Origin of the sequence: Pseudomonas sp. UFMG81 (genome assembly GCF_015354575.1) — a bacterium.
Classification (GTDB): domain Bacteria; phylum Pseudomonadota; class Gammaproteobacteria; order Pseudomonadales; family Pseudomonadaceae; genus Aquipseudomonas.
The window spans coordinates 159,355-173,893 of record NZ_JACAFQ010000015.1 but is presented as its reverse complement, the minus strand read 5'-3'; the positions used below and the strand labels follow the sequence as shown (position 1 = coordinate 173,893).

General features: G+C 65.6%; 12 protein-coding genes. 8 read left to right on the top strand and 4 right to left on the bottom strand.

What is annotated here, in order from left to right; genetic code table 11:
- Positions 1-104 precede the first annotated feature (104 nt).
- Positions 105-563, top strand: a complete 459-nt coding sequence (locus tag IX761_RS14170) for an Lrp/AsnC family transcriptional regulator (protein ID WP_194790192.1) — start codon at positions 105-107, stop codon at positions 561-563.
- 126 nt (positions 564-689) lie between these two features.
- Here IX761_RS14170 and IX761_RS14165 read toward each other — a convergent pair whose 3' ends face one another.
- Positions 690-3,017, bottom strand: coding sequence for an FdhF/YdeP family oxidoreductase (locus IX761_RS14165; RefSeq protein WP_194790191.1), 2,328 nt, complete (start codon positions 3,015-3,017; stop codon positions 690-692).
- A gap of 255 nt (positions 3,018-3,272) precedes the next feature.
- Here IX761_RS14165 and moaA point away from each other — a divergent pair, with 255 nt between their 5' ends.
- Positions 3,273-4,277: a GTP 3',8-cyclase MoaA gene (moaA, locus tag IX761_RS14160; RefSeq protein ID WP_194790190.1), complete on the top strand. Its 1,005-nt coding sequence runs from the start codon at positions 3,273-3,275 to the stop codon at positions 4,275-4,277.
- Positions 4,278-4,298: 21 nt separating this feature from the next.
- Complete coding sequence (locus IX761_RS14155; protein WP_194790189.1) at positions 4,299-5,198, top strand: bestrophin family protein; 900 nt, start codon at positions 4,299-4,301, stop codon at positions 5,196-5,198.
- Positions 5,199-5,473: 275 nt separating this feature from the next.
- Here IX761_RS14155 and moaB read toward each other — a convergent pair whose 3' ends face one another.
- Positions 5,474-6,013 carry a molybdenum cofactor biosynthesis protein B gene (gene moaB, locus IX761_RS14150; protein WP_194790188.1) on the bottom strand — a complete coding sequence of 180 codons (540 nt, stop codon included), beginning with the start codon at positions 6,011-6,013 and terminating at the stop codon, positions 5,474-5,476.
- 205 nt (positions 6,014-6,218) lie between these two features.
- Between moaB and IX761_RS14145 the strand changes: the two genes are divergently transcribed.
- Entirely contained in the window at positions 6,219-7,106 is an 888-nt protein-coding gene (locus tag IX761_RS14145) for a LysR family transcriptional regulator (protein WP_194790187.1), read from the top strand.
- On the opposite strand, the gene IX761_RS27140 is transcribed toward IX761_RS14145, so the two are convergent.
- Positions 7,107-7,958, bottom strand: coding sequence for a phage tail protein (locus tag IX761_RS27140; RefSeq protein ID WP_228533540.1), 852 nt, complete (start codon positions 7,956-7,958; stop codon positions 7,107-7,109).
- A 108-nt stretch (positions 7,959-8,066) separates the two neighbouring features.
- Positions 8,067-8,840, bottom strand: coding sequence for an AraC family transcriptional regulator (locus IX761_RS14135; RefSeq protein ID WP_194790186.1), 774 nt, complete (start codon positions 8,838-8,840; stop codon positions 8,067-8,069).
- A gap of 376 nt (positions 8,841-9,216) precedes the next feature.
- Here IX761_RS14135 and IX761_RS14130 point away from each other — a divergent pair, with 376 nt between their 5' ends.
- From IX761_RS14130 to IX761_RS14115, 4 genes are all read left to right on the top strand, one after another.
- Positions 9,217-10,833: an APC family permease gene (locus tag IX761_RS14130; protein WP_194790185.1), complete on the top strand. Its 1,617-nt coding sequence runs from the start codon at positions 9,217-9,219 to the stop codon at positions 10,831-10,833.
- Between the two features lie 56 nt (positions 10,834-10,889).
- Positions 10,890-11,816 carry a 4-hydroxyproline epimerase gene (locus tag IX761_RS14125; protein WP_194790184.1) on the top strand — a complete coding sequence of 309 codons (927 nt, stop codon included), beginning with the start codon at positions 10,890-10,892 and terminating at the stop codon, positions 11,814-11,816.
- Between the two features lie 39 nt (positions 11,817-11,855).
- Positions 11,856-12,803: a dihydrodipicolinate synthase family protein gene (locus IX761_RS14120; RefSeq protein WP_194790183.1), complete on the top strand. Its 948-nt coding sequence runs from the start codon at positions 11,856-11,858 to the stop codon at positions 12,801-12,803.
- Between the two features lie 156 nt (positions 12,804-12,959).
- Positions 12,960-14,537 (top strand): aldehyde dehydrogenase (NADP(+)), encoded by a 1,578-nt coding sequence (locus IX761_RS14115; RefSeq protein WP_194790182.1) that lies wholly within the window; start codon positions 12,960-12,962, stop codon positions 14,535-14,537.
- The last annotated feature ends 2 nt before the right edge of the window (positions 14,538-14,539 follow it).

Here is a 14,539-nt window from a genome sequence, read left to right as displayed (position 1 = left end):
CGTCGCAGGAACGCTAACACCTCACGGACAAGGCCTGGATTCCAAGCCACCTCGCAAAAGGCTAATCTCTGGAAAAATTTTCTCGCCTCGGGCCGCATGACGCCATGGACAGTTTCGACCAGCACATCCTCACCCTGCTCCAGCGCGACGCCTCGCTGTCCCTCAAGGACCTGGCCGAGGCGGTCAACCTGACCACCACCCCCTGCTGGAAGCGGGTCAAGCGCCTGGAAGAGGAAGGCTATATCCGCGGCCGTGTCGCCCTGCTCGATCCCGAACGCCTGGGCCTGGGCCTGACGGTGTTCGTCCAGCTCAAGACCCAGCGCCACGACAGTGCCTGGCTTGCCCAGTTCGCCGCCACGGTGACGGCGTTCGAGGAGGTGATGGAGGTGTACCGCATGTCCGGCGACTGGGACTACATGCTGCGGGTGGTGGTGGGTGACATCGCCGCCTACGACCGTTTCTACAAGAAGCTGATCACCAGTACCGACGGGCTGTCGAACATCACCTCGAGCTTTGCCATGGAGCAGATGAAGTACACCACGGCGTACCCGGTACATCGCTGATTTCACTGTCAGCAGGCCCGGCCTCATCGCCGGCAAGCCGGCTCCCACAGTTACGGGAGCAACTGTCTTGCACGGTTTTTCTGTGGGAGCCGGCTTGCCGGCGATGAGGCCTTTGACGGCAACCGATCAATCAGCCACCGTCGCCGCGATCCGATTCCCCGCCTGGGCCTTCTGCAACTTGATCGCCACGAACTTCGAGGTCGGCGTATAGGTCCCCTCGCCATAGCTCTCCAACGGCACCAGCGGATTGGTCTCCGGGTAATACGCTGCCGCCTGGCCCTGCGGTACGTCATAGGCCACCAGGCGGAACCCCGACACCCGCCGCTCGACACCGTCCTCCCACAGCGACACCAGGTCCACCTGCTCACCCGGCTCGAAGCCCAGGCGGCGGATGTCGGCCTCGTTGACGAACACCACTTCGCGCAGGCCGAACACGCCACGGTAGCGGTCGTCCAGCCCATACAGCGTGGTGTTGTACTGATCGTGCGAGCGCAGGGTCTGAAGGATCAGGTCCGGCTTGTCGCCCCGTGCCAGCACCGCCGCATTCACCAATTGTTCGGGCAATGCGCTGGCGGTGAAGCGCGCCTTGCCGGTGGCAGTACGGAACTGGCGATCCGCGGCATTGTTGCCCAGGTGAAAACCACCCGGATGCTGCAAGCGCTCGTTGAACGCGGTGAAACCCGGGATCACGTCGGCGATCATGCTGCGGATGCGGCCGTAGTCGGCAATCGCGTATGCCCAGTCGATCGGTTTGTTGCCCAGGGTGGCCTTGGCCATGCCAGCGACAATCGCCGGCTCCGAACGCAGGTGCGGCGAACGGGGTTTGAGCTGGCCGTGGGAGAGATGCACCATGCTGAAGGTGTCCTCGACCGTCACACCCTGCGGCCCTTCGGCCTGCAGGTCGATCTCGGTACGCCCCAGGCACGGCAGGATCAGCGCATCGCGCCCGGTGACCAGGTGCGAACGGTTGAGCTTGGTGGAGATCTGCACGGTCAGTGCGCAGTTGCGCAGCGCCGCATGGGTGCGTGGGGTATCCGGCGTGGCCTGGGCGAAGTTGCCGCCAAGGCCGATGAACACCTTGGCCCGCCCCTGCTCCATCGCCTGGATCGCCAGCACGGCATTGTGCCCGTGCTCACGCGGCACCTTGAACTGGAAGCGTTTTTCGAGGGCATCGAGCAGCTGCGCCTTGGGCTTCTCGTCGATGCCCATGGTGCGGTCGCCCTGCACATTGCTGTGGCCACGCACCGGCGACAGGCCGGCGCCCGGTTTGCCGACATTGCCGCGCAGCAGTTGCAGGTTGACGATCTCCTGCACCGTCGGCACCGAATGGCGGTGCTGGGTGACGCCCATGGCCCAGCACATGATCACCCGCTCGGCCTTGCGGTACATGCGTGCGGCCAGTTCGATCTCGGCCTTGCTCAGGCCGGACTGCTCGACGATGTGCGCCCACGAGGTGGCGTCCACCAACGCCAGGTAGTCCTCGACGCCGCTGGTGTGTTCGGCAATGAACGCATGGTCGAGCACCGGCGGCTCGTCTTTGAGCTGCGCCTCGCGCTCCCACTGCAACAGGAACTTGGCGATGCCGCGCATGGCCGCCATGTCACCGCCCAACGCCGGACGGAAGTAGGCGGTGTTGGTCGGCTCGGAACCGTTGCTGAGCATCTCGAACGGGTGCTGCGGGTGCTGGAAGCGCTCCAGGCCACGCTCCTTGAGCGGGTTGAAGCACACCACCTGGGCACCGCGCTTGACCGCCTCGCGCAACGGTTCGAGCATGCGCGGGTGGTTGGTACCAGGGTTCTGGCCGATGACGAAGATCGCGTCGGCCAGTTCCAGGTCGTGAAACACCACGGTACCCTTGCCCACCCCGAGGGTTTCGGCCATGCCCACGCCACTGGCTTCATGGCACATGTTCGAGCAATCGGGGAAGTTGTTGGTGCCATAGGCGCGGACGAACAGCTGGTAGAGGAACGCCGCCTCGTTGCTGGCCCGGCCCGAGGTGTAGAACTCGGCCTGGTCGGGTGATTCCAGACTGTTCAAGTGCCTGGCGACCAAGGCGAAGGCCTCGTCCCAGCTGATCTCGACGTAATGGTCGGTGCTGGCGTCATAGCGCATCGGGTGGGTCAGGCGCCCCTGGTATTCAAGCCAGTAGTCGCTCTGCTCAAGCAGTGCGCTGACGCTGTAACGGGTGAAGAACGCCGGGTCCACCGAACGGCCGGTGGCCTCCCAGTTGACCGCCTTGGCGCCGTTCTCGCAGAACTTGACCATGTCGCTTTCGGGCGATTCGCCCCAGGCGCAACCGGGGCAGTCGAAACCGCCGTTCTGGTTGGTCTTGAGCATGGCCCGCAGGTTCTTGAAGGCGTTCTCGCTGCCCAGCCAGCTCTTGGTCACGCTCTTGAGCGCGCCCCAGCCGGCCGCCGGCCCCTTGTAGTCCCTGATGTGTTCGTCCTGGCTCATGCTCTGATTGCCCCGCGCGGTATTTTTACCAGCCTAAAAAGCGCCCCCTGTTACGTCCAATCGATATGAATGAAGGCGTGATAAACCGCGTCGATCACCCGATGCAGGCCTTGACAGCCGTGGCCTTGAGCCGTGATAGAGGAGACTGATCGAACGGTCGGGCAAAGCAATTTGACGCCACTGGACGCAGGTTATAGCTTGAATCTTGTCCGCGGCCTCAAGCCGCCCCCACCACCTCACAGGTCGAGCGCGAACGTGGAAAAGAACCCCCAGGCCCTGATCGACGGTTTCAACCGCAAAGTCGACTACCTGCGGATGTCGGTCACCGACCGCTGCGACTTCCGCTGCGTCTACTGCATGGCCGAAGACATGCAGTTCCTGCCGCGCCAGCAGATCCTCAGCCTCGAAGAGCTGTACCAGGTGGCCGAACGCTTCGTCGCCCTGGGCACCCGCAAGATCCGCCTGACCGGTGGTGAGCCGTTGGTACGCCAGGGTATCGTCGGGCTCTGCGAGCGCATCGCGGCGTTGCCCGGCCTGCGCGAATTGTGCCTGACCAGCAACGGCTCGCAGCTCGGCCGCCTGGCCCAACCGCTGTTCGACGCCGGCGTGTCGCGCCTGAACATCAGCCTCGACAGCCTCGACCGCGACCGCTTCCGCGCCCTGACCCGCACCGGCGACCTCGACCAGGTCATCGCCGGCATCGACGCCGCGCGCGCCGCGGGCTTTCGCCGCACCAAGCTCAACGCGGTGGTGCTCAAGGGCCGCAACGACCATGAAATCGTCGACCTGGTGCGCTTCGCCATCGACCGCGAGCTGGATATCTCCTTCATCGAGGAAATGCCCCTGGGCGTGATCAGCGAGCATGAGCGCGGTGAGTCGTTCTGCTCCAGCGACGACGTGCGCGCACGCCTGGCCGAGCACTTCTCACTGGTCGAATCGGCCGAATCCTCGCAAGGCCCGGCACGCTACTGGCGCCTGGCCGAGGCGCCAAACACCCGGGTCGGGTTCATTTCGCCGCACAGCCACAACTTCTGCGCCACCTGCAACCGCGTGCGCCTCACCGTCGAAGGCCGCCTGCTGCTGTGCCTGGGCAACGAGCATTCGATGGACCTCAAGCAGGTCCTGCGCCAGCACCCCGGCGACAGCGCGCGCCTGGAAAAGGCCATCCGCGACGCCATGCAGCTCAAGCCCTACCGCCACCATTTCGAAGTGGGCGGCGAGGTGCAGATCCTGCGCTTCATGAACATGACCGGCGGCTGATCGGCCGCCTCTGGAACCGCCTTGATCGTCCATCCACGCCCCGACATGCTGCGCGTGCTGTTCACCCTCAAGGGCTCTATCGTCAAGGGCATCGCCCTGCGCTGCCTGGGGGTCACCCTGCTGGCGGCGCTGATCGTGCTGGTCGAGCGGCACTACCCGGCGCTGTTCTACCCAGTCAGCGCCACGCCCTTCACCCTGCTCGGGCTGTCGCTGTCGATCTTCATGAGCTTTCGCAACAACGCCTGCTACGACCGCTGGTGGGAGGGGCGCAAGGCCTGGGGGCGGCTGATCATCGAGGTGCGTTCGTTCGTGCGCGAAAGCGTGGTGATCGACGACCAGGCGCTGCGCGCGCAAATGCTGCGCGGCCTGTGCGGCTTCGCCCACGCCCTCAACGCGCGGCTGCGCAACGAAGACGAGCTGCCCCTGGCCCGCACCTGGCTGGCCGATGCGGCACCGGTCACCCCGCACAACGTGTGCGACGGCATCCTGCGCAACATCGGCGCACAGTGCTCTCACCTGGCCAAGGACGGGGCCATCAGCGAGTTCCGCTACACCCTGCTGGAGCAGCGCTTGACCGGTCTGTCGGAGGTACAAGCCATATGCGAAAGGATCAAGGGCACGCCATTGCCGTTCCCCTATACCCTGCTACTGCACCGCACCATCTACATCTTCTGCCTGCTGCTGCCGTTCGCCCTGGCCGAGCCGCTGGGCTGGCTGGCGCCACTGTTCACCACCATCGTCAGCTACACGTTCTTCGGCCTGGATGCGATCGGCAACGAACTGGAGGACCCGTTCGGACGTGACGAGAACGACCTGCCGACCGATGCGCTGGTGCGCACCGTCGAGCGCGACGTGTTGTCGGCGTTGGGGTATGAGCCGCTGCCACCGGCGATGGTGCCGGTGGATCATGTGTTGAGCTGAAATCGCCGGGGCTGCCTGGCAGCCCTTTCGCCAGCAAGCCGGCTCCCACACCGACGGCGCGAGTCTTGAGCAAGGCGCAGTGGGAGCAACTGCATTGAACCGCTTTTTGGTAGGAGCGGCCTCGTGTCGCGAAAGGGGTGCGCAGCGCCCCCAGGATCTCGAATACACCTCAAGATCGCCGAGGCCGCTTTGCGGCCTGTTCGCGACACTAGGCCGCTCCTACAGAGATCGCGCAAGATGTGGGTGCCGGCTTGCCGGTGATGAGGCCCTGGCGTTCAGCCGCGACTTGCGCAGGCGTCGATCGGCTTCAGGTGCGCGACGAAATTGCACGGCCGGTGCCGCGCATCCAGCTGCTCGGCGAGAATCCCTTCCCATGCGGTGCGGCAGGCACCGGTAGAGCCCGGCAGGCAGCACACCAACGTGCCGTTGGCCAACCCGGCCAAGGCTCGGCTCTGCACAGTCGAGGTGCCGATATCGAGGATCGACAGCGCGCGGAACAACTCGCCAAACCCATCAATGCGCTTGTCCAACAGGCATTCCACCGCCTCGGGAGTACTGTCGCGCCCGGTGAACCCAGTACCGCCGGTGATCAGCACCACCTGCACCTGCTCGTCAGCGATCCAGGTCGCCACCTGGGCGCGGACCCGGTACAGGTCATCCTTGAGCAACGCCCGCGCCACCAGGCGATGGCCGATCTCCACCGCACGGCTGGCCAGCAGCTCGCCGGAGGTGTCGTTGTCGTAGGTGCGGGTATCGCTGACGGTCAGCACGGCGATGTTCAGCGGCACGAACACCGCGTCCGGTTTCACACTCATGGGTTCTGCTCCTGGATTGGCATCGCGCCACGTTAGAAGCATGCCCTGGCAGCGTCCAATCGATAGCGCATACCGCACGATCAAGGGCCTCTATCAACGGCCGATCAAGCGCCTCTATCAACCGGTCACCATTTAGAATTGGCCACCCACCGCAGAGTTGGTTAAGGTCGCGGAACCCGCCCACCCCGCTCGCCAGGCCGCCTTCATGGACATCAAACAGCTCAAGTTCCTCATCGCCCTCGACAAGACCCGCCACTTCGGCCAGGCCGCGGCGCTGTGCCACATCACTCAACCCACGCTGTCCATGCGCCTGCGCAACCTCGAAGACGAACTCGACCTGGTACTGGTCAAGCGCGGCCAGCGCTTCGAGGGTTTCACCGAGGCCGGCGAGCGCATCCTGGCCTGGGCCCGCACCCTGCTCGCCGCCCATGACGGCCTGCAGGCCGAGGCCGCCAGCTGCCGTGGCCAAGTGGTCGGCAGCCTGCGCCTGGGCACCGTGCCGCTGGCCAGCTTCAACCCCATGCAGCTGTTGATGCCGCTGCGCGAGAAATACCCCGAGCTGAACTTCCAGCTGTCGTCACTGAGCTCCGAACAGATCGTCGACGGCCTGTCGCGCAACCAGCTTGACCTGGGCATCTGCTACCTCGACCAGGTCAACGCCAGCTTCTTCGAAGTGATCGAGCTGAGCACCACCACCATGGGCCTGCTGCACGACACCCGGCACTTTGGCTTCGAAACGGACACGGTGCGCTGGGACGCACTGGGCGATCTGCCCTTGGGCCTGCTGAGCAAGGGCATGCACTACCGCCAGTCCCTGGACCTCAGTTTCCGCAGCCGGGGCCTGGAGCCCAACGCGGTACTGGAAAGCGACTCGACCTTCCAGCTGATCCAGGCCATCAACGCTGGCGTGTGCTGCGCGGTGATGCCACTGGACTGCGGCCTGGAAGACCTCAGCGAGCACATGCGCATCGTTCCGATCGCCGACGCCAGCATCCACAGCCCGGTGGGCCTGCTGCTGCGCCGCAGCGAACCACGGTCGGCAATCGCCGAGCAATGTTTCGACGAGGCACGGGCGCTGTTCAGCCAGCGCTGATCAGTACTTGATCAATGCAAGCATGGCCACGTTGCGCGGGCGGGTAACCCCGGAATAACCACGGTCGCCGAACAGGCCTGGCAACGAGTAGTTGACGCGCGCATCGACCCCGCCCAGCGAGATGGTTGCGTATTCGGCCGTCGAGTAGGCATCCACACCCATCGCGACTTGCGAAGCCGGGCCGGCATTCTGCGAGGTCGATGCACTCCAGACGCCATTGGCAATGCCTTCGGTCGTGTCGTAAGGGTAGAGGCTGCCTTTCTGCCGCGAACCGAATACACGGCCCTGGTCAATGCCGCGACCGTCATCGAAGCCTCGAATGAATTCGCCGCGCAGATCGGGCAGGCCGAAGGTGGTGGCACCGTCGCCGGCCCCATAGGTGATGCCGATGGCCGCAAACAGCGCGGCATACTCGGCGCGCGACACCACAGCCCCATCAGCCTTGAGCCAACCCACTGGAACGGCGTTGACTGCGGAGTATTTGATGTCGCCCGGGGCGAAACCGGAGAAGCCGATCAGTTGGCCGAGTGTCACGGCGTGTTGGCTGTGGGTGGCATTGGCCACCTGCTGCGCGCCGCCCTCGCAGCTCAGCAGGATCCAGCAGAGCGCGCCATTGTTGAGCAGTGGCCCAAGGTAGGAGACCAGGGTCACGTTGCCGCCAGCCACGATCTCGTTACCTTGCAGGGGTTGCCCACCCAGGCCGTAGATCGGTGCAGCGGCCAGGCCGTCGGGTGCATAGGATGCATCGGCAGTGTTGGTGCTGCTTGCACGAAAGTGCTGGACGATGCCGTCGGTGGTCGGCAGTAGCGCAAACGGCAGGGAATTCTTGGCGGTGAAAAGGGTAGTCATCATGAACATCCTGTATCAGAAATGATTTTTTAACCCACCAGGTTAGGGGATCGAAAACCACTCTATGCATTTACGCATATACAGTCAATGCATAAATGCATTTACAATCATTCAAAGGCCTGCCGCCTGCCGGTACTGGCGCGGGGTGAACCCGGTCAGCTGACGGAACTGCCGGCTGAACGCGCTGTGGTCGGTGTAGCCGCAGCGCAAAGCCACCTCGATGATCGGCAAGTCACTGTGCAATAACTGGTGGGCGTGCTCCAGGCGGGCCTTGTGGATCATCTGCCGCGGGGTGAGGTGGAACACCCGCTTGCAGTAACGCTCCAGTTGCGCCACCGAAATACCGGCGATGCGGGTCAGCTCGTTCATGCTGATCGGCTGGTGAAAGTGCGTGCGGATATGCGCGTCCACCGCAGCCAGGCGCTGGTAGGCGGGGTGGGTGTCGGCGGCGGATTGCAGGTCGACGGAGATCCCCGCCAGGCCAATGATCCTGCCGGCGGGGTCATACAACGGGCGCTTGTGGGTGAGGCACCAGCCCGGCTCGCGGCTACCGTACAGGTGCAACTCAAGTTGATCTTCCAGCACCAGCCCCTGTTCCAGCACCCGCCGGTCCTGCTCGGTGTAACCCGGGCCCAGGCGTGCCGGGAACACCTCGGCGCTGGTCTTGCCCAGCAGCGGCTGCAACTGCCTGAGGCCACAGCGCTGCACCAGCGTGCGGTTGGCCAGTACGTAGCGCGCCTGCTCGTCCTTGATGAAGATCGCCGCGTTGGCGATGACGTCGAGCATGGGCAGGAGCCAGACCACGCCGGTGAGCAGCGCCTCCAGGGATTCGGGGCGGTGTTGATCCAGCTGCTGGTACAGGGTGGCCAGTGGGTTGTTGGTCATCGGCTTGCATCTCCAGTGGCTGTTACGGCCCTTTCGCGGGCAAGCCCGCTCCCACAGGGACGGCGCTGAGTGCGGAATTGGCGCCGGACCAGTGGGAACGGGCTTGCCCGCGAAAGGGCCAGCACCGCCACTGCATATCTGAAGCCCGCACCGGGTATGCCCCGCAGACTATTCACCGGGCAATACAAGGCGCCAGCATTTTTTGCAACTGTGCCGATTTCGTCATCCACCTTGCAGAAAACCATCAAGAACCGAGACCCCGATCGGTCCACGCTATGCCCCACGCAAGCCGCACCACGACCTACAAGAACGCGGCGGACAAAGCCGCATCGTGACATCAGACCTGCCTATCCAAAACCTACAAAAAGGCGACCCCATGTCAGGCAAATTCAAGAAACAGCTGTCATTGCTGGACCTCACCTTCATCGGCCTGGGAGCCATCTTCGGCTCCGGCTGGCTGTTCGCCGCCAGCCACGTGTCGGCCATCGCCGGCCCGGCCGGCATCCTCTCCTGGTTCCTCGGCGGCTTCGCCGTGCTGCTGCTGGGCATCGTCTACTGCGAGCTCGGCGCCGCCCTGCCGCGCGCCGGTGGCGTGGTGCGCTACCCGGTGTACTCCCACGGCCCGCTGCTGGGCTATCTGATGGGCTTCATCACCCTGATCGCCTTCTCTAGCCTGATCGCCATCGAAGTGGTCGCCTCGCGCCAGTACGCCGCGGCCTGGTTCCCCAGCCTGACCAAGGCCGGCTCCAGCGACCCCACGGTGCTCGGCTGGCTGGTGCAGTTCGCCCTGCTGGGGCTGTTCTTCGCGCTCAACTACCGCAGCGTGAAGACCTTCGCCAAGGCCAACAACCTGGTCAGCGTGTTCAAGTTCATCGTGCCGCTGCTGGTGATCGGTGTGCTGTTCACCTTCTTCAAACCGGAAAATTTCGAGGTGCAGGGCTTTGCCCCGTTCGGGATGTCCGGCGTGGAAATGGCCGTGTCGGCCGGCGGCATCATCTTCGCCTACCTGGGCCTGACCCCGATCATCTCGGTGGCCAGCGAAGTGAAGAACCCGCAGCGCACCATCCCCATCGCACTGATCCTCTCGGTACTGTTGTCCACCGCCATCTACGCCCTGCTGCAACTGGCCTTCCTCGGCAGCGTACCCACCGAGATGCTGGCCAACGGCTGGGCCGGCGTAACCCAGGAACTGGCCCTGCCCTACCGTGACATCGCCCTGGCCCTGGGCGTCGGCTGGCTGGCCTACCTGGTGGTGGCCGACGCGGTGATCTCGCCCAGCGGCTGCGGCAACATCTACATGAACGCCACCCCGCGCGTGGTCTACGGCTGGGCGCAGACCGGCACCTTCTTCAAGTACTTCACCCGTATCGACGAGCAGTCCGGCATCCCGCGCCCAGCGCTGTGGCTGACCTTCGCCCTGTCGGTGTTCTGGACCCTGCCGTTCCCGTCCTGGGAAGCGCTGATCAACGTGGTCTCCGCCGCCCTGGTGCTGAGCTACGCCGTGGCCCCGGTGACCGTCGCCGCCCTGCGCCGCAACGCCCCCGGCATGGCCCGGCCGTTCCGGGTCAAGGGCATGGGCGTGCTCGGCCCGCTGTCGTTCATCATCGCCGCGCTGATCGTCTACTGGTCGGGCTGGAACACCGTGTCCTGGCTGCTGGCCCTGCAGATCGTGATGTTCGTGCTGTACCTGCTGTGCCGCCGCTTCGTGCCCACCGAGCATCTGTCCATCGCCCAACAAGTGCGCTCGTCGGCGTGGCTGATCGGCTTCTACGCCGTGACCATCCTGCTGTCCTGGCTGGGCAGCTTCGGTGGCCTGGGGGTGATCGGGCATCCGTTCGACACGGCGGTCGTGGCTGCTGCGGCGCTGGGCATCTACTACTGGGGCGCAGCGACTGGCGTGCCGGCGCACCTGGTGCGGCTGGATGGCGAGGATGAGAGCGAGGCCGGTGCCGAAGGCCAATTCAGCCAGCGTCCAGCTGCGGTTGCTTCGTGAACCGTACGTGCCCTTTCGCCGGCAAGCCGGCTCCTACATCAGCCATGGACAAACCCATGAAACAGATCCACGTCATCGATTCCCACACCGGCGGCGAACCAACCCGCCTGGTGATGGACGGTTTCCCGCAGTTGACCGGCCGCAGCATGGCCGAGCAGCGCGACGAGCTGCGCGAACTGCACGACCACTGGCGCCGCGCCTGCCTGCTGGAGCCACGCGGCAACGATGTGCTGGTCGGCGCGCTGTACTGCCCACCGGTCTCGGCGGATGCCACCTGCGGGGTGATCTTCTTCAACAACGCCGGCTACCTGAACATGTGCGGCCACGGCACCATCGGCCTGGTCGCCTCCTTGCAGCACCTGGGGCTGATCGCGCCCGGCGTGCACCGCATCGACACCCCGGTCGGCCAGGTCAGCGCCACCCTGCACGAGGACGGCGCGATCACCGTCGGCAACGTACCCGCCTACCGCTACCGCCAGCAGGTGGCGGTCGAAGTGCCGGGCCATGACGTGGTGCACGGTGATATCGCCTGGGGCGGCAACTGGTTCTTCCTGGTCAGCGACCACGGCCAGCGCATCGAACTGGACAACGTCGAAGCCCTCACCGCCTACACCTGGGCCCTGCTCAAGGCCCTCGAAACCCAGGGCATCACCGGCGAGCACGGCGCCATGATCGACCACGTCGAGCTGTTCGCCGACGACGCCCACGCCGACAGCCGCAACTTCGTGATGTGCCCGGGCAAGGCCTACGACCGCTCGCCCTGCGGCACCGGCACCAGCGCCAAGCTGGCGTGCCTGGCCGCCGACGGCAAGCTCGCCGAGGGCCAGGTATGGACCCAGGCGAGCATCACCGGCAGCCAGTTCCAGGGCCGTTTCGAACGCGACGGCGAACGCATCCGCCCGTTCATCACCGGCCGTGCCTACATGACCGCCGACAGCACGCTTTTGATCGACGAACACGACCCGTTTGCCTGGGGCATCTGACCCCTCTAACCCCCACGAACACAGCTAGGAGTGACAACCATGACCGACAACATCTTCACCGGCTGCATGCCCGCCCTGATGACCCCTTGCACCGCGCAGCGCACGCCCGACTTCGACGCCCTGGTGCGCAAGGGCCGTGAGCTGATCGAGGCCGGCATGAGCGCCGTGGTGTACTGCGGTTCGATGGGCGACTGGCCGCTGCTGACCGAGGCCGAGCGCCAGGAAGGCGTGGCGCGCCTGGTGGCCGCCGGCATCCCGACCATCGTCGGCACTGGCGCGGTGAACACCCGTGAAGCGGTATCCCATGCCGCCCATGCCGCCAAGGTCGGCGCCGCCGGGCTGATGGTCATCCCCCGCGTGCTGTCCCGTGGCGCCTCGTTGATCGCCCAGAAGCATCACTTCGCAGCGATCCTCGCGGCGGCACCGAAACTGCCGGCGGTGATCTACAACAGCCCCTACTACGGCTTCGCCACCCGTGCCGACCTGTTCTTCGAACTGCGCCGCGAATACCCCAACCTGATCGGTTTCAAGGAGTTCGGCGGCGGTGCCGACCTGCGCTACGCCGCCGAGCACATCACCTCGAAGGATGACGACGTGACCCTGATGGTCGGCGTCGACACCCAAGTGGTGCACGGCTTCGTCAACTGCAACGCCACCGGCGCCATCACCGGCATCGGCAACGCCCTGCCGCGCCAGGTGCTGCAACTGGTAAGCCTGAGCAAGCAAGCCGCCAAGGGTGATGCCAAGGCCCGGCGCCTGGCCCGGGAGCTGGAGTCGGCACTGGCGGTGCTGTCGTCGTTCGATGAAGGCTGCGACCTGGTGCTGTACTACAAGCACCTGATGGTGCTCAACGGCGATACCGAATACAGCCTGCACTTCAACCAGACCGATGCGCTGACCGACGCCCAGCGCCACTACGCCGAGCAGCAGTACACGCTGTTCCGCCAGTGGTACGCCAACTGGTCGGCCGAGCAGAACGTCGCTTGATCATTAGGCCGGGGGCTGCTGTGCAGCCCATCGCGACACAAGGCCGCTCCTACAGAAAAGCGCGATCTCCTGTAGGAGCGGCCTTGCGTCGCGAAAGGGCTGCGCAGCGGCCCCTGATCACCGAATAGCCATAGCCTCGAACTCCAAGGACACCCCATGACCCTGACAGGCAACCTGTTGATCGGCCAGCGCGCCGTAACCGGCACCCAGGCCGCGATCCACGCCATCAACCCGGCCACCGACACACCGCTCGCTCCGCCCTACCCCGGCGCCAGCGCCGAACATGTGGCCCAAGCCTGTGCCCTGGCCTGGGCGGCGTTCGATGAATACCGCGAAACGCCACTTGAACAGCGCGCACGCTTTCTCGACACCATCGCCGAACAGATCGAAGCCCTGGGCGATGAACTGATCGACCGCGCCCATGCCGAAACCGGCCTGCCCAAGCCACGCCTGCTGGGCGAACGCGGCCGCACCTGCACCCAGCTGCGCACCTTCGCCCGGGTGGTACGCGCCGGCGAGTGGCTGGACCTGCGTGTGGACAACGCCCTGCCCGAGCGCCAACCCCTGCCGCGCCCGGACTTGCGTCAGCGCCAGGTAGCCCTGGGCCCGGTGGCGGTGTTCGGCGCCAGCAACTTCCCCCTGGCCTTCTCGGTGGCCGGCGGCGATACCGCCTCGGCCCTGGCCGCCGGCTGCCCGGTGGTGGTCAAGGCCCACGGTGCCCACCCGGGCACCAGCGAGCTGGTCGGCCAGGCGGTGGCACGGGCGGTGCAGCAGTGCGAACTGCCCGCAGGGGTGTTCTCGCTGCTGTACGGCGCAGGCCGCGAAGTGGGCATCGGCCTGGTCAGCGACCCACGCATCAAGGCCGTCGGTTTCACCGGTTCGCGCAGCGGCGGTATCGCCTTGTGCCAGGCGGCCCAGGCGCGGCCGGAACCGATCCCGGTGTATGCCGAGATGAGCTCGATCAACCCGGTGCTGCTGTTCGACGCCGCGCTGCAAGCCCGGGGCGACGCCCTGGCGCACGGGTTCGTTGCTTCGTTGACCCAAGGCGCCGGCCAATTCTGCACCAACCCCGGCCTGGTGATCGCCCGCCAGGGGCCGGCGCTGGAGCGCTTTATCGCCGCCGCCAGCGCACACCTGCACCAGGCAGTGGCGCAGACCATGCTCACACCCGGTATCGCCAGTACCTACGCCAAGGGTGTAGCGGCGCTTGGCGATAACCACAACACCCAGACTGCCGCCAGTGGCTTGCCCGCCCAGGGCCCGAGCCAGTGCCAGACGCAGTTGTTCGTCACCTCGGCTCAGGCGTTCCTGTCGGACCCAGCCCTGCAAACCGAAGTGTTCGGCGCCGCCTCGCTGGTGGTGGCCTGCGACAGTGACGAGCAGATCGGCGAGATCGCCGAGCACCTGGAGGGCCAACTGACCGCCACCCTGCATCTGGATGAAGCCGACCTCGACAGCGCCCGCCGGCTGCTGCCAGTGCTGGAACGCAAGGCCGGGCGGCTGCTGGTCAACGGCTGGCCGACCGGTGTGGAGGTGTGCGATGCGATGGTCCACGGCGGGCCGTTCCCGGCCACCTCGGATGCCCGCAGCACCTCGGTGGGTACTGCGGCGATCCTGCGTTTCCTGCGGCCGGTGTGCTACCAGGACTTCCCCGAGGCACTGCTGCCGCAGGCCCTGCAGCACGGCAACCCGCTGGGCTTGCGGCGGCTGCTCGACGGCCAGCGGGAAGGCTGAGC

Bases quoted from the DNA above. Each gene is read 5' to 3' on its own strand.
- IX761_RS14145 (WP_194790187.1), top strand. From the start codon at position 6,219: ATGGACATCAAACAGCTCAAGTTCCTCATCGCCCTCGACAAGACCCGC.
- moaB (WP_194790188.1), bottom strand. From the start codon at position 6,013: ATGAGTGTGAAACCGGACGCGGTGTTCGTGCCGCTGAACATCGCCGTG.
- IX761_RS14115 (WP_194790182.1), top strand. From the start codon at position 12,960: ATGACCCTGACAGGCAACCTGTTGATCGGCCAGCGCGCCGTAACCGGC.
- IX761_RS14130 (WP_194790185.1), top strand. From the start codon at position 9,217: ATGTCAGGCAAATTCAAGAAACAGCTGTCATTGCTGGACCTCACCTTC.
- IX761_RS14165 (WP_194790191.1), bottom strand. From the start codon at position 3,017: ATGAGCCAGGACGAACACATCAGGGACTACAAGGGGCCGGCGGCCGGC.
- IX761_RS14120 (WP_194790183.1), top strand. From the start codon at position 11,856: ATGACCGACAACATCTTCACCGGCTGCATGCCCGCCCTGATGACCCCT.
- IX761_RS27140 (WP_228533540.1), bottom strand. From the start codon at position 7,958: ATGATGACTACCCTTTTCACCGCCAAGAATTCCCTGCCGTTTGCGCTA.
- IX761_RS14125 (WP_194790184.1), top strand. From the start codon at position 10,890: ATGAAACAGATCCACGTCATCGATTCCCACACCGGCGGCGAACCAACC.
- IX761_RS14170 (WP_194790192.1), top strand. From the start codon at position 105: ATGGACAGTTTCGACCAGCACATCCTCACCCTGCTCCAGCGCGACGCC.
- IX761_RS14135 (WP_194790186.1), bottom strand. From the start codon at position 8,840: ATGACCAACAACCCACTGGCCACCCTGTACCAGCAGCTGGATCAACAC.